This window comes from Bythopirellula superficialaquae (assembly GCF_059632245.1).
Genome location: NZ_CP197426.1, coordinates 1,903,826 through 1,926,878 on the forward strand (window position 1 = coordinate 1,903,826; position 23,053 = coordinate 1,926,878).

General features: G+C 56.2%; 19 protein-coding genes. 6 read left to right on the forward strand and 13 right to left on the reverse strand.

Annotation, left to right across the window (positions count from 1 at the left end; all coding sequences use genetic code 11):
• The first annotated feature begins 114 nt into the window (after nt 1-114).
• On the forward strand, nt 115-714 hold the full coding sequence (gene lexA, locus SH678x_RS07830) for a transcriptional repressor LexA (RefSeq protein WP_496922337.1): 600 nt from the start codon (nt 115-117) through the stop codon (nt 712-714).
• Nucleotides 715-750: 36 nt separating this feature from the next.
• Here lexA and SH678x_RS07835 read toward each other — a convergent pair whose 3' ends face one another.
• From SH678x_RS07835 to SH678x_RS07850, 4 genes are all read right to left on the reverse strand, one after another.
• Nucleotides 751-2,106, reverse strand: a complete 1,356-nt coding sequence (locus SH678x_RS07835) for a sigma-54-dependent transcriptional regulator (protein ID WP_496922338.1) — start codon at nt 2,104-2,106, stop codon at nt 751-753.
• A 10-nt stretch (nt 2,107-2,116) separates the two neighbouring features.
• Complete coding sequence (locus SH678x_RS07840) at nt 2,117-3,745, reverse strand: sensor histidine kinase (RefSeq protein ID WP_496922339.1); 1,629 nt, start codon at nt 3,743-3,745, stop codon at nt 2,117-2,119.
• A gap of 154 nt (nt 3,746-3,899) precedes the next feature.
• Nucleotides 3,900-5,087, reverse strand: a complete 1,188-nt coding sequence (locus SH678x_RS07845; protein WP_496922340.1) for an LptF/LptG family permease — start codon at nt 5,085-5,087, stop codon at nt 3,900-3,902.
• 85 nt (nt 5,088-5,172) lie between these two features.
• Complete coding sequence (locus SH678x_RS07850) at nt 5,173-6,495, reverse strand: protein phosphatase 2C domain-containing protein (protein WP_496922341.1); 1,323 nt, start codon at nt 6,493-6,495, stop codon at nt 5,173-5,175.
• A 271-nt stretch (nt 6,496-6,766) separates the two neighbouring features.
• On the opposite strand from SH678x_RS07850, the gene SH678x_RS07855 reads away from it, so the two are divergent.
• Entirely contained in the window at nt 6,767-7,333 is a 567-nt protein-coding gene (locus tag SH678x_RS07855) for a PEGA domain-containing protein (protein ID WP_496922342.1), read from the forward strand.
• Nucleotides 7,334-7,357: 24 nt separating this feature from the next.
• On the opposite strand, the gene SH678x_RS07860 is transcribed toward SH678x_RS07855, so the two are convergent.
• The 4 genes from SH678x_RS07860 to SH678x_RS07875 form a co-directional block, all read right to left on the reverse strand.
• A complete protein-coding gene (locus SH678x_RS07860) occupies nt 7,358-8,473 on the reverse strand; it encodes an MlaD family protein (protein ID WP_496922343.1) in 1,116 nt (371 codons plus the stop codon).
• A 27-nt stretch (nt 8,474-8,500) separates the two neighbouring features.
• On the reverse strand, nt 8,501-9,307 hold the full coding sequence (locus SH678x_RS07865) for an ABC transporter ATP-binding protein (RefSeq protein ID WP_496922344.1): 807 nt from the start codon (nt 9,305-9,307) through the stop codon (nt 8,501-8,503).
• Nucleotides 9,307-10,179 carry an MlaE family ABC transporter permease gene (locus tag SH678x_RS07870; RefSeq protein ID WP_496922345.1) on the reverse strand — a complete coding sequence of 291 codons (873 nt, stop codon included), beginning with the start codon at nt 10,177-10,179 and terminating at the stop codon, nt 9,307-9,309. The genes SH678x_RS07865 and SH678x_RS07870 overlap by 1 nt, the downstream gene beginning before the upstream one ends.
• Before the next feature lie 459 nt (nt 10,180-10,638).
• Nucleotides 10,639-11,082 carry a hypothetical protein gene (locus tag SH678x_RS07875; RefSeq protein WP_496922346.1) on the reverse strand — a complete coding sequence of 148 codons (444 nt, stop codon included), beginning with the start codon at nt 11,080-11,082 and terminating at the stop codon, nt 10,639-10,641.
• Between the two features lie 180 nt (nt 11,083-11,262).
• On the opposite strand from SH678x_RS07875, the gene SH678x_RS07880 reads away from it, so the two are divergent.
• On the forward strand, nt 11,263-12,174 hold the full coding sequence (locus SH678x_RS07880) for a tetratricopeptide repeat protein (RefSeq protein WP_496922347.1): 912 nt from the start codon (nt 11,263-11,265) through the stop codon (nt 12,172-12,174).
• A 140-nt stretch (nt 12,175-12,314) separates the two neighbouring features.
• Nucleotides 12,315-12,569, forward strand: a complete 255-nt coding sequence (locus SH678x_RS07885; protein WP_496922348.1) for a hypothetical protein — start codon at nt 12,315-12,317, stop codon at nt 12,567-12,569.
• A gap of 85 nt (nt 12,570-12,654) precedes the next feature.
• Here the strand turns inward: SH678x_RS07885 and SH678x_RS07890 are convergent, their stop codons facing one another.
• The 3 genes from SH678x_RS07890 to SH678x_RS07900 are packed head-to-tail and all read right to left on the reverse strand — an operon-like array spanning nt 12,655 to nt 16,766.
• On the reverse strand, nt 12,655-13,623 hold the full coding sequence (locus SH678x_RS07890) for a CNNM domain-containing protein (RefSeq protein ID WP_496922349.1): 969 nt from the start codon (nt 13,621-13,623) through the stop codon (nt 12,655-12,657).
• Entirely contained in the window at nt 13,620-14,888 is a 1,269-nt protein-coding gene (locus SH678x_RS07895) for a hemolysin family protein (RefSeq protein ID WP_496922350.1), read from the reverse strand. Before SH678x_RS07895 ends, SH678x_RS07890 begins: the two co-directional genes overlap by 4 nt.
• Before the next feature lie 18 nt (nt 14,889-14,906).
• Nucleotides 14,907-16,766: an ABC transporter permease subunit gene (locus tag SH678x_RS07900; protein WP_496922351.1), complete on the reverse strand. Its 1,860-nt coding sequence runs from the start codon at nt 16,764-16,766 to the stop codon at nt 14,907-14,909.
• 371 nt (nt 16,767-17,137) lie between these two features.
• On the opposite strand from SH678x_RS07900, the gene SH678x_RS07905 reads away from it, so the two are divergent.
• Complete coding sequence (locus tag SH678x_RS07905; protein WP_496922352.1) at nt 17,138-18,592, forward strand: tetratricopeptide repeat protein; 1,455 nt, start codon at nt 17,138-17,140, stop codon at nt 18,590-18,592.
• Nucleotides 18,593-18,888: 296 nt separating this feature from the next.
• Here the strand turns inward: SH678x_RS07905 and SH678x_RS07910 are convergent, their stop codons facing one another.
• Entirely contained in the window at nt 18,889-19,710 is an 822-nt protein-coding gene (locus tag SH678x_RS07910) for a DUF1571 domain-containing protein (RefSeq protein WP_496922353.1), read from the reverse strand.
• A gap of 392 nt (nt 19,711-20,102) precedes the next feature.
• Between SH678x_RS07910 and SH678x_RS07915 the strand changes: the two genes are divergently transcribed.
• A complete protein-coding gene (locus SH678x_RS07915; protein WP_496922354.1) occupies nt 20,103-20,774 on the forward strand; it encodes an MBL fold metallo-hydrolase in 672 nt (223 codons plus the stop codon).
• On the opposite strand, the gene SH678x_RS07920 is transcribed toward SH678x_RS07915, so the two are convergent.
• The gene (locus SH678x_RS07920; protein WP_496922355.1) at nt 20,762-22,564 is read right to left on the reverse strand and encodes an ATP-binding protein; all 1,803 of its coding nucleotides are present in this window, start codon (nt 22,562-22,564) and stop codon (nt 20,762-20,764) included. The two genes, SH678x_RS07915 and SH678x_RS07920, sit on opposite strands and share 13 nt — an antisense overlap.
• Between the last annotated feature and the right edge of the window lie 489 nt (nt 22,565-23,053).

The window sequence follows — 23,053 nt, forward strand, 5'->3', positions numbered from 1 at the left end:
TGGGTCTAACCACAAAATACTGTACAGATGCGCTTGTCATGTGTACGAACGTATATTAAGATTGCTTGCTGACCCAGTTCGTGGGCCTTAGGCACATTCCTGAAAGGACTCCCCATGTCACTCGATCAACTCACGCAACGGCAACGACAGGTTTTCGATTTTATCCGCGATAAAATGACTGGCCGGGGCTATGGGCCGACGGTCCGTGAGATCGGCGAGAATTTCTCGATCAATTCGCCCAACGGCGTGATGTGCCACTTAAAGGCTTTGGAGAAGAAGGGCCTAATTACGCGCGAGCCCAACATGTCGCGAGCGATCCAGCTCACCGATGCGGCACGTGAAGACCGGGGCATGCCGCTCGTGGGACAGATCGCGGCAGGTAATTTGACCGAAGCCATCGAGCAAGCCGAGCGGTTTGAATTCGAAGATTGGTTCGGCCAAAAAAATCTCTTCGCCCTCAAGGTGAAGGGAGATTCGATGATCGAAGCAGCCATCGCCGACGGCGACGTGGTCATCTGCCGTAAGGCTCGCACCGCCGATAAGGGGGATATTGTCGTGGCCCTCACAGACGAAGGGGAATCGACACTTAAGTATTGGTATCCCGAAGCAAACCGCGTGCGGCTTCAACCGGCCAACTCATCGATGAAGCCAATCTACTGCCGCAACGTCAAAGTTCTCGGCATAGTGACTGGCGTCGTCCGCAAAGTTAGCTAATAATTTAGCCGTGGTGCTCGCACCGCGCTCACAAGATCACGCACTCTGCTCAAGCGTGCTCACCTGATTGATCTTGTTGTACAATGTCTTCAGGCTGATGCCCAACTCGTCGGCCGCCTTCGGCTTGTTGCCGTCATTGCGGTCCAAGGCTTCGTGGATCGCTTCCATTTCCAAGTCGCGTAAGGTAATCACACCGCGGCGACCTCGTGCCGCGCCTTGCAACTGCCGTGAAGCAAGTTGCGGTGGCAAATGCTCGGCCCGAATTGGTCCCGAGTCGCATAAGATCGTGGCGTGTTCGATGACATTGGCCAACTCGCGAACATTCCCCGGCCACACGTGTGACAGCAGAATCTCAATTGCATCGTCGGCAATCAACGCATCGATCGCCTGTTTGCCCCCGCGGTGACGGGCGAGCAAATGCCGCGCGAGATCGGGCACGTCCTGAACACGTTCCCGCAACGCCGGCAAGTTGATTTCAAAGGGATTGATACGATACATCAAATCCTCGCGGAAATCTTCCGAGGCGACCATCGCTTGCAAGTCACGGTGCGTGGCACAAATCACGCGGACATCGACCTGGGTGGTCTTATTCTCACCCACGCGGCGGATTTCGCCGCTTTCGAGTACCCGCAATAATTTAGCCTGCATTGCCTTGGGGAGTTCGCCGATTTCGTCGAGGAAGATCGTTCCCCCGTGGGCGACTTCAAACAAACCAACGCGATGGTCGTCGGCCCCCGTGAACGCGCCCTTGCGATGGCCGAAGAGCTCGCTTTCGATCAAAGTTTCTGGCAAGGCACCGCAGTTGATCGCCACGAACGGATTTTCCGAGCGGCTGCTATGTTCGTGCAGCGCACGGGCGACAAGTTCTTTGCCCGTGCCGGTTTCGCCAAGAATTAACACGGTCGAATTCGTGGGAGCAACCTTCTCGATCAGAATGCGAACCTTTTGCATCGCCGGAGTATGGCCAATCAGACGCGGCGTACCTTCGAGTCGCTGCACGCGATGCTGTAGCGCGCGATATTTTTGCGTGAGTTGCCGTTTGTCGGAAACTCGCTTCAGAAGTGCTTGTAATTCAACGAGTTTGCAGGGCTTGGTGAGGTAATCGAACGCACCGTGACGGAGCGCGGCAATCGCCGTTTCCATCGACGACTTGCCGGTGAGGACGACCGCCTCGGTGTCGGGCGACACTTCTTTGCAGTGCGCGATCACACCGATGCCGTCACGGCCCGGCATGTCGAGATCCACCAGAATGCAATCGTAGGTGTTCTTGTCGAGCGCAGCCATCGCCGTCAAACCGTCCGGACAAACAGTCACACGGTGACCCAGGCGGGGCAACTCAAGCTTCATCAGTTCTTGCAACGACGGTTCATCATCGGCAAACAACAGGGTCAATCCTTGACCGTTAGGCTGCTTGGTAGAGATGGCTCTTCTCCTTAATATTATGATGAGTCGGCAACGCAACCACAAATCGCGATCCGCATCCTACGCCCGCGCTTGAGGCTTCAATCGTGCCGTCATGTTCTTCCACGATCTTGTAAGTAATCGAGAGTCCGAGTCCGGTCCCCTGCCCTCCACGGCGGCGGGTAAAGAATGGCTCGAACAAATGTTTCCGCACTTCGTCGGTCATGCCACAACCATTATCCTCAACGATGATTTTAGCTAGGCCTTCGTTCTGAGTCAGCGACACTTTCACCGTTCCGCCGGTGTCGAGGCTTTCCAGGCCATTGGCGATCAAGTTGAGCACCACCTGTTTGATTTCTTGGGCATTGACGGCGATTAACACCGAGTCGCCAGGAACGAGTTCCAGGTTCTTGCCTTTGTGATTGCCCAGGTGCTGCACCATGTCGATCACGCCCGCGACAAGATCGCGCAGGTCGGTGAGAATCCGCTGCGAATCTCCCATCCTTGCGAAATCGAGCAGCTTTTCCGTGATTTGCTTGCAGCGGAACGCTTCCTTTTGAATCATTTGCAGGTAATGACGTACCACCTGCACGTCTTCATGCGACGAGCTGTTGGAACCGTCCAACAATTCTTCCACCCGCGAGTCGAGTGATTCGCTGCACAAAGCGATCGACGCGAGTGGGTTGTTGATTTCGTGGGCCACGCCGGCCGCCAGGAACCCGACGCTGGCTAATTGTTCGCTTCGCACGACTTGGCTGGTGCGTTCCTGCACTTGGCGGTCCAAGTCATCACGCACCTCTTGGAACCGGGCGGTCATATTGTTCATCGCCACGGCAAGTTCACCCATCTCGTCCGATCCGTCCAAATGAATGCGGTGATCAAACTTGCCCAGCGCTACCTTGCGTGAACCTTCTACGAGCGTTTGTAGCGGCACGGCAAACCAACGAATAAAGCCGCGTACGGAGATGACCAACAACACGATCGCCACGCCAACATTAAACCAAGCCACGATAATCGCCGTGCGATATTGGGCCTTTACGTTTTCAGCCAAATCTTGCAGCCGCGTATGCAGATAACTGGGAAGCTCCGCCACGTGCAGGCGAAGTTGATCCACTTGATTTCGTAACTTTTCCACCCTCGAGGGACGCGAAAGCCAATTGTCGCTGTTCTGAGCTTTTTCGTCCTCTCCTCCAAGCACGTGAACGGCCTCATCGATCTTGGTGAGCGTTTGGCGTTCGAGACTATCGTCACCCAGTTCGAGACCCCCTTCACTGCTCGTGAGGTCGAGTTGCCGACGGTAGCGTTCGATCGATTCAACAAGCTCGGCAAATTTGGTGCTGTATTGCTGATTCAGAATCAACAGGTCGTAAGACGAGATACGGATTTTGTGTTCGTCGTTGGAAAGATCGATTCGTTCCGTGGCTTGGCTGAGGATCACGCGCAGATCGTTGACGTGCCGTTGTATATCGCTCGCCAACGGCAACTCAGCCGAACGGGCGCTCAAGCTCCGTACCAAGCCGCGATAGGCGTAGAGTCCGTAATACGCACTGCCGAAGAGCGCGAGGATCGCCACTAGGAATAATCCTAGGCCGACCTTGAGCTTCGTGCGAATGGGCCAATGATGGGGCACCGACGACCTCCGTGTCGCTATTGGTGCAACGGCGTGCAAAAATGAGTTTCTCTGAAACTCAACGGGACGCGGAGTCTAGCACCGTTCTTGTAAAAATGACAATAGAAGTGTGCGAGTGCTATCACGGGGTCTGTTCGCTTCAGCGAACAGTCTATTAAAACCGCACAATCCGTCGCATCAAATAGACGCCAATCCCTGCTAGCACCAGATTTCCCAGCCACACCGCGGGGGAAGGGATCGTGCCCGACTTGGCCATGTCCAAACAGCCGACCAGCATGGGGTAGTAGATCAACAAAATGGGGGCGAAGCACATAAAGAAGCTCCCCCAGAATTCGCCATGCTTACGCCACATGGCCATTGGCGCGCCGATCATCACAAAACACAAACAACTAAAACCGTTCGCCCAGCGCCGATGGGGCTCGGTATAAAACCGCTGCAATGTGACCCGGTTGTATTCCAAGCTTTTTTGCTTAGCCAGCCAATTTTGATCCGCCAGCTCAAACGTGCGGCCCGTCATCAAGGCGTTGGAAACATCGGCGGCCATCTCTTGTTCCAGCTCGGCGACTTCCCGTGCTTGTTCCGCCTTTTGCACGCCGATTTCACGTAGGGCGTAATTGGAGGGGCTCCGAGTATTACTCGTTTGACCGCTGAATTCACTCAGCGAAATCGGAAACTCCGAAATCCCAGGATGGGAAACGGCCCCTTTGCCGCCGAAGTCAATTTCGGCATTCGTCAGTTTCAAAAGCACGCGTTCGTTCGCGGCGTCGGCACGAATTTCCGCTTCATCGGCGGTCAGCGTCCAGGCCGGATCGTCGTCGTTGGCAAAGAACAGAAACGTCGGTTGCAGCAGCCGTTTATCCTGCACCCGCCGCACGGTCACTTTGAGTTGGTCGTTGCTGTAAGAGCGGGTCGTTCTCAACCGGCCATAAATAATTTCTTCCAGCGAGCTGAAAAAAACTTTCTGCACGCCTTCATGTCCCCACGAGACGGCCATATCGTTGATCCACACCGTGGCGAAACTCACGAGCGTGGCCAGCACCAAAGTGGGCCACACGAGCGTCATCGGCGAGATACCCAGCGATTTGAGCGCGACGACTTCATTGGCGTTGGAAATACGGCCGTAGATCGTTGTCGTGGCGAGCAGCATCGTTCCCGGCACGGCAAATTGCATCGCCTGCGGCAACATGTAGGGCAGCAAACGCAAGAGTGGCACGAGCCCCAACCCTTTTTCCACCGCTTCCTTGCCGACTAGCACAAAAAAGACGATCCCCGTCATCGCCGTGAGCGTTAACAGAAAGACCGCTAGCAGGTCGAACACAATATAGCGCGTGAGAATCCGCATGGGCCAGACTGTAACAATCCCCACGCAACCTGCAAACGACAATCCGCATGCTAGCAGTCGCTCGCGGCTTAGCGCTCAATCTTGCTCACGCCAAATCCACCGTCGAATCACTCGGCTTGGCGAGCTTCGAATCCCGCAATGCCTGCATCAAGCGCCGCACGGCCGCACAGTAGGCCACGACCGCTTCTTGGAAATTACCGTGGGTGACCGCTTCATGCGCTTTTTCACGGTCTTGCTGAATCGATTTCCAGTCGACGTCCCAATTGCTGTGGCCTTCGAGGTCTTCAAGCTGCCGCACAATATCGCCCAGCGTGCTAATGCTCGTCGCACCGGGGGCACAATCATAGCGGCGATAAGGTGCCTTGCCATGCAGACCCATGTAATGAGAACTGTTGAAAGACCCACCGCCGTTCGAGCGTTGCGTCCAAGCGACTCCCGCTGAGACGAGCAACCCAGCCAACGCCAGACCGCTCCACGCATAATGCCCTGTCATCAGTAATCCAGCGGTCAGAAACGTGCATGCAATCAGCGATAACCAAGTGACAGGATGAACTGATTTTTTACGAGCGCTCTTGCGTTGCACAGGGACCGGGTCGTCAGGACTTGCTTCGAGCCCCAACTTGCCAGTGTCGGCCACCTCGACCAACACGGCGGTGATATTGTCGGGGCCTCCCAGCAGATTCGCGAGATCGATGAGTGTTTGCGCGGCGTCGTTGAGTGGCAAACTGCTCAGTACCGCGCCAATTAATTCCGGCTTAAGCGGACCGGTGAGACCATCACTGCACAACAGAAAGCGATCCCCCGGCTTCACGCCGAACGGCCCTTCGACGTCGACCGACACCGTGGGGTGCGGACCCAACGAGCGAGTGATCACATTTTTTGGAACATAGGCCGGAATCTCTTCTTCGGTGGCATGTCCCGCGGCCGCCATTTCCCAAACCAGGCTGTGATCGAAAGTGAGTTGTTCGAACGTATCATCGCGCAAACGATAAATACGACTGTCGCCCACGTGCGCTGCCAGTGCGCCTTGCGGCAACACAAGCAGGCAACTGCATGTGGTCCCCATCCCTTGAAAGTCTACGCTGTTCGAGCCCTTGGTATAGATGACCGTGTTGGCTTCCAGAACTGCATCGACGATGGCCTGACTCGCCGGCATATCCGCACGTTTGTGATAACTGTGCGGCACGGTGTCAGTGGCCAGTTTGCTAGCGAGCTCGCCCGCGGCGTGGGCCCCCATGCCGTCGGCGACCATAAACAGATGGCCATGCTTTTGCCACTGCGAAGTCCCCTCGGCGAGCAACACGGCCAGCGAATCCTGATTGCTCGAACGCCGCATTCCAACGTCGCTCACCGCCGCGCAGCGCAATCCGCCAGCAGAGTATTCCAGTTTTCGAGACGGGCTGCTCATGCGGCGGCAAAACCTGGCTTACCGCATTGTAGCGGTGGGAAAAAGAATCATGCATCCGGCAAGCTAGCTATTCTACCCAGCCTTGGGGGTGATTGATAGCGGTTCCAACCGTCTTACATGCCGGTCTATGCCCCGAAAGTCGCCATAGCCAGCAGAACTTATGATTTCTATACTTCCGCCCCCGTTTCTCTCGATCCCATTGGACTTATTCAGTATTTGAGTCGTCGTCATGCTCATTGGGCAACCAACTCCTCGATCGACTTTGCGAATCATGGCTTGCCTGGTACTGGTCAGCCTGATGGTGCTCCCGGGTTGCGTGCGCCGACGTCTCATGGTGCGCAGCAATCCCCCGGGGGCCATGGTTTATGTCGACAACCAACTGATCGGCACGACCCCATGTGCCACCGATTTCATTTACTACGGTACGCGCGAGGTTCGCTTGGTGAAGGCTGGGTTCGAGACGCTCACCGTCAATCAACCGATCCCCGCGCCGTGGTATCAGATTCCCCCGCTCGATTTCTTCAGCGAGAATCTTAATCCGCACAAAATTCAAGACTTCCGTACGGTCACATACGATCTCACGCCGCAAGTGATGGTGCCGACGGAGCAACTGCTCAACCGCGCCGAAGAATTGCGCCAAAGCACGCTGCAGGGAGCCGTGTTGCCGACTGCTCCCGCGGTCGCTCCGGTGTTGCCGCCGGGGACACCTGTTATTTTGCCTCCGGGCGTGCAGCCAGGCGTCACAGCGCCAGAAACATTGGGCCCCGCGCTGAACACGCTTCCCGCACCCTCGGGAACTCTCCCCCAAGGCGGCCAAACACTCGAGCCAGTCCAGTAGCCGTTTACGGCTTAGCGCTCCCGATCACTTCACCGGCGTTTCACGATTTTTTGGAACGATACCTCGAGCGATTCGTGCCGGATCGCGGGCCAGCTTATCAGTCAGCACCCAGATGTTATCGAGTATCTGTTGGATACGGCGTTGGATAAACTCGCTGTTGATCATCAGCCGTACGTCACGAATCGCCGCTTGGGCTTCGTTCACGGTGTTCCCCAACCGATCGTAAAGTTCTTGGTCACGCAGCAGTTTGCCTATCGTCCCTTCACCAGAATTGACGTTCTTGGCCAAGAGTGCAGCTTCGGCAAAGACTTGGCTAAGGTTGTCGATGCTGGCTTCCATGCGGTTGACGAGTTCTGGCCCACGTTCACCCAACGGGCCGGTAAGTCCCTGCAAGTTTTGTAGGTTTTTGTCCGCCGACGCGAGCGTGCGTTCCAACACTGCCAAGATCTCACGGGCATCCGAAACGACTTGCGGGATTTGAGTGAGTCCTTGCCGGAGATCGGCTTTGAACTGCTCATCACCCAGCACGTCTTCCACGTCGGCCATCACGCGGCCAAAGTTGGTAAGTGCCGCATCGGCGGAATCCATGACTTGCTTGAGCCGATCCATGTCGGTGTCGCCGATCACGCTGTTGAGTTTGCCGGCCAGTTCGGCCACTTGCTGGCCAGCTTCACCGAGCGACTGGATTGCGATTTTCAGATCGCCCTGCATATTCGAGAGTAAGTCCAGCGGACTTGGCACGAACACGCCGCGCAGTGGTGGCCCCCCCGGCTTCACCACGACGGCATTGGCAGCAGGCCCCGCCGGTGAAAAATCGATAATCGCGTCGCCAATGAGCGACGTAGTAATTCGCGCGACTTCGTTGCTCTTGATTTCTTTATTGCCGTCGATGTTCAGCGTAATCAGCGCCCCCGTGTCGGTATCGGCCACGGTATCGACACGACCGATGAGTACGCCGCGTCGACGCACGGGCGTATCAGGAGCCACGCCGGGCGCTTGGTCCACCAAGATTTGTAACTGATATTGGCTGCGGAACGGCGACCACGAGAAATCGCTGCTCATGAGAATCAGTACGACCGTGATGATCGCCGTGGCAAAGACCACCACGCCGACTCGAAATTGTTTTTTACGTTCGTCCATGTTCGTATCCTTGTGCGCAGCCTCACGCTAAGCGAGGCCTTCGCTCATTTCTTCAAGCCGATCGCCGGCTTCGCCGTTGTAAAACTGCGAAACCCGCGGATCTTTCGAGCGTTCGATTTCTGTTGGCGTGCCGTTGAAGATAATCTGGTGTTCATCGTCTTTCAGCCGCGACGTTGGATAGAGCATCACGATCCGGTCAGCAACTTTCGTGGCCGACTTCATGTCGTGCGTGACCATGATGCTCGTTACTTGGTTGTGGCTTCGTGTGCGCATCATCAGCTCGTTAATCACGTCGCTCATGATGGGATCAAGTCCCGTCGTGGGTTCGTCGTAAAGCAAAATCTCCGGGTGCATCACCAGCGCCCGCGCAAGCCCCACTCGCTTGCGCATGCCGCCGGAAAGCTCGGCAGGACGTTTGCGTAACACGCTCTTAGGCAGCCCGACTTCCGCCAAGCGAGCGTGCATTTCTTCGGAATGATTGCGCGCATCCTGCGGACGATGTTGCCGCAAGGGAAATAAAATATTCTCGGCAATCGTCATGCTGTCGAACAGCGCGGCATTTTGAAACACAAAGCCAAAACGCGTTCGCTCTTGGGCCAGTTGGTGATCGGTGAATTCACTGAGGTGGTGGCCATCAAAAATGACGTGACCCTGGGTGGGTCGAATCAAACCGATCAAGGTTTTCAAGAGCACGGTCTTGCCGCAGCCGCTTTCTCCGATGATGGCCAGCGATTCGCCCACTTTCACATCGAGCGTAATATCGCGCAGCACTTCCTGCCGCCCGAAACGGACTTCCAAATCGTTCACTTCTAAGAGGGCTTGTGCGGCAACCATTACGTTTTTGGCAGCATCAGGCTGTTGGGCCAGATCCAGCTATAAATTTGATCGAGGAAAATGCTTAGGAACAAGTCGAGCGTGATGATCATCACGAACGATTGCACAAATGCAGTCGTGGCGGCTTGACCCACACCTTCAGCGCCCGGTTTGCAGTGGAAGCCGCGATAGCAACTCAAGATGCCGATCGTTGCTCCGAAAAAGACGCTTTTCACAACGCCATAGATCAAGTCCCAAGTCTCGACAAACGATTTCGCATTGCGCGAATAATGCTGCATGTCGATGTTCAAGTAGAAAATGCAGAATGCCGCGCCACCCACCACACCGCAGAAGACGGCCATGATTGTCAGCGAAGGGATGAGTAATAAGCAACTCAAGAACCGTGGCACGACCAAATATTGAATCGGGTTAGCCCCCATGCTCGACAGCGCGTCGATCTGCTCGGTCACGCGCATCGTGCCCAGTTCTGCTGCCATAGCGCTGCCGACTCGACCGGCGAGCATCGTCGCGGCCAGCACGGGTCCAAGTTCGCGAAGCATCGTCCGATTGATCACGCCGCCGAGTTGTGTTTCCAACCCGAACGCGCGGAACTGATTGTAAGATTGCACTGCCAAGATGATTCCAATGAACGTTCCCGTGAGCGCCACCACCGGCAAGCTCAGCACGCCTATCTGGTACATGTTGTTGTAGAGCGTGTCACGACTCGGGAGCCGTGTAAGTAGCCACCTGATCGTTTGCCAGGCAAAGATCGTGATCCCACCGATCGTTTCGAGAAAGCGTAGTACGACCGCCCCCAACTCGGTGAGCGGGTCGGTGAAATAGGACACAAGTCCCCGGCGTCCATTCGGCGTGTAATCGAGGCCTGTCGACATGAAGGCATGCACTCAGGTGTGAAATCGCGGCGAGCGCGCAGTGCGGCTCAACTTCAATTTCGACCAACGGAGATTACTGCTTGAGCAAACATTGACGATTCGGCCGAGATGGCTGATTGGGGGATTTGCGAAGTGCCGCGGTTGCCAGCACAAAACAGAAGGAACCGGTTGGCCCTGCGAGGGATGCCAACCGGTTCCTCAATATGGTCCCACTCGAAATCGGCTCGTGGCGAGCTTTGCAGCGTCATACGATCGACGCACTAAGACGAGGTTGTGCGAAGACAAGCTCTTTCAACAAGCATCTCAGTGCGGGTGAGTTGTTTGTCGATCTGTCATGTCTTGCGGACGTGTTCTTCGTAACGCATCAAGCGTGCCAATGGTTCGCACTATCTCAATACACCGCGATTTGCCGACGAACTCCGTGCCAGCAGTGGCGATTGCGCGTGTAAGAATTGCAAATCATTCCTCGCTGGCAGCCAGATTGCGCAGCACGCTGGCCAGCATTGCGCGAAACACGAGCTCCACTTGCGCGAACTCGCGGTCTTCTGCCTGACAGATCAACAGGTAATTCGCTGCGGGTGTTTCGATTCCGCGTAGCCAACAGGTGTTCGTGAGGTCCAGATAGAAAAAATTGACCGTAAACCCCGTGACCGTAAAACCTTCGACCACGTCGTTTTCGAGTTCCACCTCGATCTCTTCATATTCGCTCCGCAAGGCTGCCAGCACTTCGTCGAACAATGGTTCAAGATCTGTTCCCGGCGGGTACTTACTCAGTTGCCAGAAGGCCGTATGGGGGCTGGAAACCACCACTTGCTGGTTGGAGTCAATATCCTCACTCTGATCGACCGACCAATTATCGGGATACTCAAAGCGGAGGCCAAATTGATCGAAAGTTGCTGGCATCGACGTCATCCCTTTCCTATCAGGGAGGGCTCGTGGGGTTATGTTTTGCTAGCACGCCAGCATATCAAATCGAATTCGACTCGCCCATGCCCAGCCGTTGGCAGCGAGTGCCGTTGTGGTACGTCAAACCGGTTTGCTATCATCCGCCGCTATTTTCCATCGCCTTCAGCACGGTCGACCATGGTTGGTTCTTTCCGCATCGTGTGGCTTGTCGCAGCGAGTTTGCTCGCGCTGTCGCAATACGGCTGCGCGCTCCCTGGCAAGAAAAAAGTCGTGCCCGATTCGTTGGTCGCATGCCGCGAACTTTCGCGCGAAGGGATCACCGCGATGGAAACGGGCGAGTACGATCGCGCCCAGACGTTGCTGGCCGAAGCCGTGACCACGAGCCCCACCGACGTCGATGCGCGGCGCAGTCTGGCCGAGGCATTGTGGCAACAAGGATCCTATCGCGACGCCGCCGTGCAAATGGAAGCCGCCGTGCAGCTCGACCCTCGCGATGCACCCACAGTGATTCGCGCGGGCGAAATGCTCTTAGCCGTCGGCGCCAGTGATCGTGCCATGAAACGCGCTGAACAGGCCATCTTACTCGATTCCAACTTAGCCGGAGCCTGGGCCTTGCGCGGGCGATTATACCGGCAACGAGGCGAACTCGATCGCGCGCTGGCCGACATGCAGCATGCCTTGCGTTTTGCGCCCAACGACTCAGGTGCCCTCCTGGAAGTCGCCCAGATCCAGTTTGAACTTGGTAAACCACAACGCAGTTTGGCGACGCTCCATTGTTTACTCGACACGTATCCACCCGGCGAAGAACCGCAACAAGTCTTGTGGCTCGAAGGTTTGGCGTTCAGTTCGTTGGGACGGCACGTCGAAGCGGTCGAAAGTTTGCACGCCGCCAGTGTCCGTGGTCAGCCGCGGCCTGAGCTTCTCTTCCAACTTGCTCAAGCCGAACAGAGCGCAGGTCAGCGCGATGCCGCCGAGAACTCACTACGCATGGCGCTTGCGCTCGACGAATCGCACGAGCCGAGTCGTGTGATGCTCGCTCAATTGCAGCAGCACGAAGACTTCAGCCAGGGCGGCACGATTCTCCGTTAGCCCGTGCAATTGGCGCGACCGTTACTATCGTGCCCCACTACGGCAAAGCACTTGATTTCACTCCTGAGGCTACGAAATAAGGTATGATTATTTTGTTTGCAACCCGCCTTAGCTTCGTCCCACCTGCCAGGAGCTTGACCATGTCCAGCCTTACCGCACCGTTGCCCCCCACTGAATTTAACGCCTCAGATTTTGTCGACCGCCGCGAACCGCGGGGCGAAGGCAATGCTCCCGGCAAAGAACGCCGCCAATTCGCCAACAGCCATGATGAACTCTCATCGGAGGCCGCCGAATTGGCCTGCGCGATCGATCAATACAAGCTTTTGCACCGCCGCCGATTTATCAACTTCGAAGAAATGCTGGGCATCATAAAGGCGCTTGGTTACAGCAAGTAAGCCACTTTGTCACGACGAAGCAACGCCGAATTGAATGAGGAACGCCATCCGCGGCGTTCCTTTTTTTTGTTGCACAGCGGACATTCTAGCTCACCCGCAACAACGCCATTCGCAGTTCACGTCCCGTCACAAATCCCACGGTTTTGCCCTCGGCGTCGATGACTTGCCCTAAGGCATCGTCGGCCTGTCCCAACAACCGCATCGCCGCCAAGCAGGAAATGTTGTCCAGCAGACGCACCAGCGGCCGTGGTTCGGGCAGTCCCGGCGAATTGTCGAGATATAAGTCCATCATCCGCAAATAACCGACCAATTGGCGTTTGTTATTGCGGGTCTCTTCCACGGGGAGCAAAGCACGCTGATGCCGCTGGGCGAGTCTGAGCACGTCGCTTTTACTCATGGTCGTCGTGGCTCGCACGACTCGTCCCGATGGCGAAGCAAAGGTTTTCACCGGCATACCCGCCACAACGAGCATCGCCTGGGCGAGCGATTGTTGCGAGGGTTTCAAGATGCCCGCTTCGTGTCCCTCGGTCAGCAAATCACCGAGCTCCCGGCGTGCCAGCCGCATGCTGAATTCTTGCGAAGGGCTGCGTGTAATGATTTGTGCCAAACGACTCAGTAACCACAGCACAATCGTGACCGGCATGAATAGGATGATGCAGACGAAAAACGGGATCGCAGCCCGCTTCAACAAGCGGTTCGGTGCATCGTAAAACAATCCTTTGGGCAACAAATCGCTGAAGAGAAACACAACCGGTGTCACGACGATCGTTTCCAAAATCTCCACCATCGCGCCCCCTTTCGGCGCGATCACGTGCGAAGCGAGCACTACGCTCGTCGACACCACGTAGTGCGAAAGGTTGGTTCCCACGAGCGCGGTCGCCACGAAAATCGACGGCTGGCTCCCCAACCACAACAGCGTTTTAGAAATCCAATTGCCGTTGAGTGCTTCAACAGCTAATCGTACGCGCGTCATGCGGAAGAAGCCCGTTTCGGTGCCGCTGAAAAACGCGCTGAGCAGCACGCCGATCACTAACAACATTACCGCGAGGATCATGATTCGGAACCCTCGTCGTCGGCGATGCGTTCCAGCTCGAGCATCAACGGTTGCGTTTCGGTCGATTCCAAAACGCGAAAGCGAAACGGCGGCCAGTCAATCACGTCGCCCACTTCTGGCATGCGCTGCAACACTTCTTGCGCGATTCCCGCGACGGTCGTGCTCTTGCTTTTGGGTAGTTCCAAATCAAACGTGCGGCTTAATCGCCGCAGGCTCGTCATGCCCGTGACGTGCCAACGATTTTTGCCGGCTTGTCGAATCGACGCCGTCGCGAGCAATCGCGCACTCCGGCTTGATTCATCCTCGAACACCGTTTGCAGCAAATCTTCAAGCGTCACGATGCCAATCGTTTCGCCGAACTCGTTGATGATCGCCGCGACTTCGCAATCCTCCGCGTTCAAGTGATCGAACACCGTCGCCACCGACGCGCTCCACGGCACATACACCACCGGCTTGGCGAAATGCTCCAAGTGATGCCGAGGAATTGTGGACAGCAATTTGAGCGGAATCGCCCCGACGATCTCGTCACTGTCCGCTTCGGTAACGAGCAAGTATCCACTGCGCGGGTATTCCCCTTCAAGATCTTCCAAATCCACGGGCGGCGCAAAGGTGCGGTACTGGGTCCGCGGCCGCATCAATTCTTCGGCCGTCAAATCGGAAAGCTGCACGATGTTTTGCAGCACCATCCGCTCTTGTGCAGCCAACTCTTCGTTGGGGGTGGATATCGTGATCGCCTGCTCGAGATCCGAAAGTTCCAGATAAGGTTCTTTCTGAAAATTGGGAAAGAACACTCGTCGCAAAGCGCGGTTCACCGCCGAAAAGATCGGCGCGATCGGGCCGAACAAGCGAATCGCCACGGTCAGCGGTACGCTCACCAAGCTGGCCATGAATCGTGGCGCGAGCACACCCACAGTCTTCGGAGTCATTTCGCTGAACAAGATAATACTGAACATCGCCACCAAAGCTACGATACCTGCTTCCGTTTGCCGGCCTTCATGTTGCAACTTGATGCTGACGATCGACGCAATCGTAAAGAATGTGATGTTGATGATGAGATTCCAAAACAATATCGCCATCAACAATTGCTCGGGCTGATCCAATAATCCCACGGCCATCCGCTGCGGCCGCGAGCCAGTTTTCAATATGCGGCGGTCCTCGGGCTGCAAAGAAAACAGCGCCGCCTCACTGCACGAAAAGAACGCCGAGGCGAAGGCCAGCACCACCATCGTTAAAAATGCAGGAGCGAAATCTTGCAACAACAGCACGGCAATTCTCGCGAGGCGTTAATCTTGACTCGTAGTGCGGCCGGTCGCAACGTCGAACTCATAAACCGCCGGGACAAGCATTGCCGCGGTGGCAAACAAATAAGTGACGAACGTTATGAGAAACGCCCCGCCGTAGCTTTGCTGGAAAAAATTGGTGATGACAATATACGTCGCGAACGGTGTCACGCCCGAAGCCAATGCCAAGGCCCGCGACGGATTGCGAATTCCCAAGGCGTAGAACATTCCTGCCCCGCCGCAAACCATGAACGCGATGAACGCCTGCAATTGATGCGTGAAAGAATTCTGAAACGCCATCATCATCCGCATGCACACCCCGATCCCCAGCAGCAAAAACAGCACCGTGCTTAAGCTCACGCCCACCGCGGTTTGCGACACGCCGTAAGTCATGCCGCAGTGAATTCCCAGTACCGCAGCAAAGATATTCATCACCAAAAACGAAATCACCAGGAACACCAGGTTTTCAGTCGTCAGGTAATCCGTCCACCACAACAGCACGCTCAGCGCGATGGGGAGCAGGATCATTTCCTTGGAGTTGTAAAACACGCCCCCAAGTTTGCCGTAGATAATCTCTTTCGGGCTTAAATCGGTGACGAGCAACAAATCGAGCGCGCGTAAATCGCGTTCGTTCGTCAGCGACGTCACCGCCAGCGCGTTCACCAAGATCAATCCGATCACCATCAACGGCACGAGCGGTTTGGCAAGCTCGGGCAGCATCGCGTTTTGCCGGCTGGCATCGCTTCCCAATTGCCCCATCAAGGCCGCGGCCGAGATCGCGAAAATCACCAAATAGGCAATCCGCACGACAACAATCTTCTTGCCGTAGGCCCAGGTGCAGATCTCTCGCCACAGGATCGGATTGTCCCAAACTTGTTTGGAACTCTTCGGTGCCAGCGGGGTTGCCTCAGCGGCCAGCTTCTCGGACTGTTCGTCGGTCATCCGTGGCTGGGCTTCCTGCGAAGGATTCCATACCCGCACACGGGCAATCGCCCACAGATTCAGCGCCACCGCAGCGGCCAGCGCCAACAGCATGAACAAATTAACGGCCCCGCCGCACCAGGCGAGCCGCGGCGTCACTTCTTGCAGTGGTTGAATCGCCACGAGAATCGCTCGCAATGGCGACAACACAGTGGCCCACTGTTCGGCTGATATGCCAAGCCATCTGCTTCCCACTTGGCCGCTGGCGATTGTTTCCCCCGCGATCAGCCACATCACCAATAGCAGCGCCGTGAGCGCCAGGGATTGAAACGTTCTTTCCCGCCATAGCGCGATTGTCGAACCCAAGCTTCCCGCCAAGATGGCCGAAGCAAACGTCACACCCACCACACGAAAGATCTGTCCGTAGGACACTCCTCCCAACAGCGCGAGCAACATCAACAGCGGCACCGCCGCCGCGATCAATACGAACACGCTCAAGCTACTCGCCAGCCACTTGCCCAGCACCAGTTCGCTGTTGGTCATCCGCGTCAGCAGCAGCAGGTCGAGCGTCTTGCGATCTTTCTCTTGCGCGACCGCCGCCGTGGTCAGCAGCGCGGCAAACGCGATCGCCATGGCCAGTTGCAGCGGGGCCAGCAACGCAAACACGGCCGATCCGAACCGGGCCAAGTCGCCCAGGCTCCGCACGTTCTGCGAGCCCAGCAAAATCAGCCATGCCGTGATCACCAATCCGAAGAGCGCGCCGACGTAAATCGCCCGCATCACATATTGCCGCCAGCCGCGGGGCGAGGTGGTAATTTCGCGCGTGAAGACCGGACCGATGAGCATCAGTTGAGATTCTAGAGATTCTGGGAGAAAGAAACGGGTGTCCGGAGCGATTAAGAAACCTTCACTATAGGCCCCAGCGCCGGGAGTGTCGACCATCGTATCGGTGGCTTCCAGCCGCTGTTTAGCTAACTGGGCAGCGGCTGGAAGCCACCGATACGAAAAACAGTGCGAACATCGAATTTACCCGACTCGCGTATTTCACGGCCCTTGGCCTGCTTGCCGGTGTTTCGTGAACCTTTGCCCGCTAATCCGCGTAATCCCTACGGTCGGCCCATCATTTAATCGCGCTTCTCGCAAGGAATTCCTTGGTGGCTGGCTAGCCAACGTGAAATGTCTAAAATAAAACCAGTGGTTTGCGGGGAACTCCCGCGCTACTGCAATCTCTGATCCAATGCCCTGCCCTGGCTTTGCGCGTTCGTTCGCGAAGCTTAGGCCGCGTGGGCAGACACTTTGAGGCCAATAAATCCATGAAGTTCCGTAATCGCACCTTTTCTTTTGTCAGCGGACTCGCGCTCGGTGGAGTCCTGTTTGCTCCGCTCTCAAGCGTCCATGCCCAAGCCCCTGCGGCGCCACCTGCCGATCCCATCTCGGGCGCGGCTGATCCCGCCGCTCCGACGACCGCCACGCAAGCGCCGGTCGACGTGCAAGGCAACATCCAAAAAATGAAGGAAGCGCTCATCGGCAATGCCGTATCGCTTTCCAATCTCGACTACGCCGAAATCGACAAAGCCATTCAGCGCTTTGGTAACAACGACGGCGAAGGCGCGCTCGAGATCCTCAAGGAAGCCAAGAAGAAGTATCCCAAGCTTCCCCCCGTCTACGTCATGCTCGCCAAGTTGCAAGTCATGGCCCAGAACACTCAAGGCGCGTTCAACTTGCTTGAACTGCAAGTCGCCGAAGAGCCCAACGATCCAGAAGCTTATTTATTACTCGCCGATCAAGCCTTCGCCGGTAATCGCACCGCCGAAGCCGAAGCCTTGTTCGAAAAGGCCGAACCGCTCGTCGAAGCTTTCAAAGACAACGACAAGCGCAAGCGTGACATGGAAATTCGCGTCCTCGCCGGTAAGGCTGCCGTGCAAGAACGCCGCGGCAAGTGGGAGAACGCGATCGAACTGCTCAAACAATGGGTCGCCACCGATCCCGACAACGCCATGTCACACGCTCGTTTGGGTGTGACTTTGTTCCGTCTCGACAAGGCCAAGGAAGCCTTCGACGAATTCAGCAAAGCTCGCACGATTAACCCCGAGATGCCGCATCCCTATGCGTCGCTCGGCCAGTTATTCACGCAGAACAACGATCTCGACAACGCCCGCAAGTCGTTCGAACGGGCGTACAAAGAAGATGGCAAGGACCCCAACACGGTTCGCAGCTATGCCGAATGGCTGTTGCAACAAAGCGAACTCGACAAGGCCCAGGAAGTTGCTGCCGAATTGCGTAAGCTGACCCCCGACAATCCGAATGCGGTGTTGCTCGACGGCGTCGTGGCCTTGATGAAGGGTCAAAGCGACCGTGCCGAGGAAGCCTTTATGAAGGTGCTCAGCCTGGAGCCAGGCAACGCTCGGGCGAACGATCTGTTGGCCCTGCTGTTGATCGAAAGCCCCGACAAGGCCGACCACGATCGAGCCCTCCGATACGCGGACCTCAACGCCAAGCAGTACCCACAGAACTCGCAAGCCAACGTTACCCGTGCGTATGTATTGCACAAGCTCGGCCGTGACAACGAAATGCAAGAAGCGATCCAAGTCGCCGGCCGCGGCCAATTGCAAATCGACTCGGCTTACTTGATTGCGAAGATCATGACCGACCTCGGCCAGACCGATAAGGCCAAGGCCGCGCTCGAACAAGTGCTCGCCCAAAAGGGTGGGTTGTTCATCTTCCGCAAACAAGCCCAAGCCTTGCTCGACCAATTGAACAAGCCGTAAGCGACAACTCGATTCATCGAGAAAAATTTAGCCCCGGGTGATTGCGAGGTCAGGCACCGACGCGCAGCGTTGGTCGCGAGCATCCCCCCGGGGCTTTTTCCTGCGCAGGATTCTGTGGCCGACGTCTCCAATTCATCTCGGCGACTTCTCAGATGCGGCGTACCCCATGTTCATCGATGACTATAACGACTCGGAAGTTGTGCAAAGTCGACAATTTAGTAGAGATTCAAAAAAAAGCCCCAGCAGCGCGAGTTGCGTTGCTGGGGCTTGTTATAGATTCACGAAAAACAACCGGCTTATTTGAAGTATTCAGGGTTGTTCTTGTCGAAGTCGGCGTCGGTGAAGCCGTTGTTCAACTTGATGTTCAGGTAGGTGTAGGCTTCTTCCAACGGGGGTTGCTCACCAGGATTTTGCGGCCACATGTAAGCGGCATAGCGGATTGGCAGCTTCAACTCGTTGTCGATGAAAATTTCAGCTTTGTGGAAGCGGAAGTTTTGGCGGGGAACCGGATGAACCACTTCGATCAAGGTGCAAGCCCGGCCATTGATCGCGCTTTGCTTGGTTTGGACTTCACACTCACCAAATTGCGTGTCGTTGCCGCCCACGACCGAGAGTTCTTCCATGAGGTTGCGAACGCCTAATTTCATAACGGGATATTTTTGGCCAGCCATCGCCAAACGGCCTTCGGGATCAAGCTCGAACTTGCCGAGACGTTGGCGAAAACCACAGTCGCGAGCCACAAGCACGCCTTTCGTGGCGTTGGGGCCATCGTTGTACACGCATTCCCGACCTTTGTGCGGTTGCAGGAAGTAGCAGTAAACTGAGAACGGTTGGTGACGAACTTTGACGAACGCCACTTCCTTGGGATTCAGTGTTCCGTCGATACGTTCTTCTTTGATCAGCATCGCGCTGTAGTCGGAGATCGTTGCATCAATGCGGGCCACCGCGTCTTGGGCCATCCGCACCGAGGGCATCAAGGGATGCTCACCAGGTTGGGGGTTCAAATCGAACGGGCCCGTTGTCGCGGGAGGGGCAATGCGCGAAGCAAGTTGGGCGGGCACTTGCGCGGGAGCTGCCGCCGCGGGTTGTTGATTTTCAACCCGGTGGATGGGTTCCACGAGTTGAGATTGCTGAGCAAATATAGTCGGACAGAACGGTGATGCAAGAAGAGTGGCGGCTAACAGCGAGGAAACTTTACAGCCCATACTAAGTTACTCCTGCGGAAGCGTTGCACTCCCGGCACTCGATTTCAATTCATATTGGTTAGTTGTGCGATGTGCACGACCCGTCGTGAGGCAGCTTTTCCCGACGGCGAGAACGGAAAATATTGCCGGTCGTACTAACTATCGCCCCGCACGGCAGAAACAATTACAATCAGCCCGTCAAAGCCGAGTTTCTACCTAACCTGCCTATTCGGAACTTTTTGGAGAGTAACGTTCTTGCTGCGGGTATCTGCGGGGGTGGGGATGTTAGCGGACTGGGCAAACTGGCGGAAGAGGAATTTCACTGCATGCATAAGTCGCCGCTAACAATTCAGAGCGTGGTTTCCATGCCCTTTGACGAGAACACCTACATCGTCACCGGCCCACGCGAAGGTGAGTGCCTGGTGATCGATCCAGGCTTCGATCCACAGGCGATTTTAGATTTGCTAGCGGAGCAGGAACTCACGCCCGCAGCCATTTTATGCACGCACGGCCATTCTGATCACATTGCCGGCAACGCGTCGCTCAAAGAGCAGTGGCCCGAGTGTCCGCTGATCATCGGCCATGGCGATGCTAGCAAACTGACCGATCCCGTTGGCAATCTCTCGGCGGGTTATGGCTTCAAACTGGTTAGCCCCCCCGCAGACCAGACCGTGGCCGAAGGCGAGACACTCGACTTGGCTGGCATCAAGCTCAAGGTTCGCGAAACGCCCGGCCACTCCGCCGGGCATGTGGTGTTCATCGTGGAAGATCATGCCCCCGTGTTCGTGCTGGGGGGTGATGTGCTTTTCGCCGGCGGCATTGGGCGCACTGATTTTGCCGATGGGAATTTCGCCGATCTAAAACGTTCGATCCACGAAAAGCTATTTACCTTGCCCGCAGAAACAATCGTTCTTCCCGGCCACGGACCGCAAACAACCATTGGTGAAGAGAAACAGCACAATCCCTATGTGGGTGTGAACGCCCACTACGAAGGTTGAGGCGGAGCGACTTTGTGCTGCTGCGTCGCGCGGTTGAGCGTGCCTGGCTCGCCGTCAAACTCTTCCAATTGTTCGCGGTTCGGCTGAGTAGCGGGAAGTTCAAGCGTAAACGAACTCCCCTTGCCTGGCTCGCTCGCCACCAAGATCTGTCCACCGTGCTCTTCGAGAATCTTTCGCGAAACGGGCAAACCCAATCCCGTGCCGCGTCCCCCTTTGCGGGAAACAAACACATGGAAGATGGAATCGAGGTCCTCGGGGGCGATCCCCGCGCCGTTGTCGGTGACCACCAAACGCGCCAACTTTTGTTCTGGGTCGTATTGCGAACTGACCGTAACCGTGGCCCCTTCAACTTCATCACAGGCGTCGATCGCGTTGGTCACAACGTTGAGTAGCGCACGGTGCATGGCTTCAGGATCAAACATCAACACCGGCATTGTAGGATCGATCCGCGAGTCCAATTTCACGTTCATATCGTTGGCATGAACTTGCATCAACTCGACGACGTCTTTGACCAATTCATTCAGATCCGCCGCCCGCGGTTCGGGCTCGCGTTCTTTGCTGAACGTGAGCATGTCCATCACGAGCGCGGAAATACGTTCCTGGTTGCGCTCGACGATGCCCCAGCCTTTGCGGATCGTGTCGACCGCCTTGTTCGTGGCTGCTTCGTCGGGCTCGCCTTTGCTCAGGGATTTGCCATGATCGGCAAGACCCAGTTCGATCAAATAGCTGCCGCCGCGCACCCCTTGCAGGATGTTCTTGATGTGGTGCGACAGCGAGGCAATCGTCTGGCCTACTGCTGCGAGCCGTTCCGCTTGCAGCATGGCCTTATAGTAGGACGTATCTTCAACCGCGAGCGCAGCCTGATGAGCAATCGCGATCATCAACCGCAAATGCTCCTCGGTGAACTGATCGATCTTGCCGGCATTCATCAACATCCGTTGCGGCGTGATCGAAGTATCGATGTAAATCACACCCACGACGTTGTAACGCCCCTGCATCGGTACGCAAATCGCCTCGCGTACACCTAAGCTCACAATACTGGCCGTGGGATCCCAACGTTTGTCGTCGCGGGCGTTGCTGGTGAGCACCCCCTCGTTGCGATCGACGACAAAGTCGAGAATCGTCTTGCTGATCGTAATCTTTTCATCGCTGCGAATCCCTCGGCGATGGCGACGCACTTTTGGTACGAGCTGTTCGCTTTCGGTATCGTAGAGCATGATGCAACCACGATCCGCGTCGACCCACTCGAAGATCATCTCCATGATGCGAGCGAGCAATTGGTCGATGTCCATCGTGTGGCTCACCGCCAAAGCCGTGCGATACATGATTTGCAAATTGCTGCGGGCCCGCGCGATCCAGGGGCTCGAAGAATCACGCGCGTCGGGCAAGAGCCAATCGCTGTTGTTCGAGTGGCTCAAAGCGGCCACGATTCGCGAACCGTCGTTGCTATCCGCACGGGGAATAATGTCGATCTGATCGGCGATGTTCTCGTAGGCGTTTTCGACAAAGCCGGTGTACAGCAACATCGAACGCCCGAACTGCAATTGATCGCCGCTCACGAGCTCGCGTTCGCTGGTGGGTTGGCCGTTCACATACGTGCCGTTCGAGCTGCTCAGATCGCGCAGCACATAGCCATCGCCACGGCGCACGAGTTCCGCGTGTTCACGGGAAACTTCGGTGTCGTGCAGACGTACGGAATTCGATTGGGTCCGCCCTACCGTATGGACCGGTTCCTCGAGCTGGAACCGCGTACCTTGGTCGCGGCCACGAATGACAAACAGAGATGGCACTTACCAAATCACTCCTGAACGATGAGAGAGGCGAGCAGTCACCGTTTGCTGCCCATTCATTTCTCCAATTGGCCAGCCCAACAAAGTCGAGCGTGGCCGAAAACTTCTCGCCTACTGCCAGTGATTCTACGGCTGAACCCCCGAAGATGGTAGGGTGAGTATCCGAAGTGCCTAGCAAATAAAGGACTTAGAGGCCCTGGCCGGTCCGTGTGCGACGATTAGGTAGCCGTTGCGGGCATGGCTCGACTGCCATTCTTCACACCTTGCTGGAGGTAGCCTGGATTGAAGCAGGGGGTACTCGCCCAAAAGGACGTGTTATTCATCTTCCGTCAACAATGCCCAAGAATTGCTCGACCAATTGAACAAGCCCTAAGCGAGTTTGCTGAATCGATAACAACTCGATCCATCGAGAAAAATATTTAGCCCCGGGTGATTGCGAGGTCGGGCACCGACGCGCAGCGTTGGTCGCGAGCACCCACCCGGGGCTTT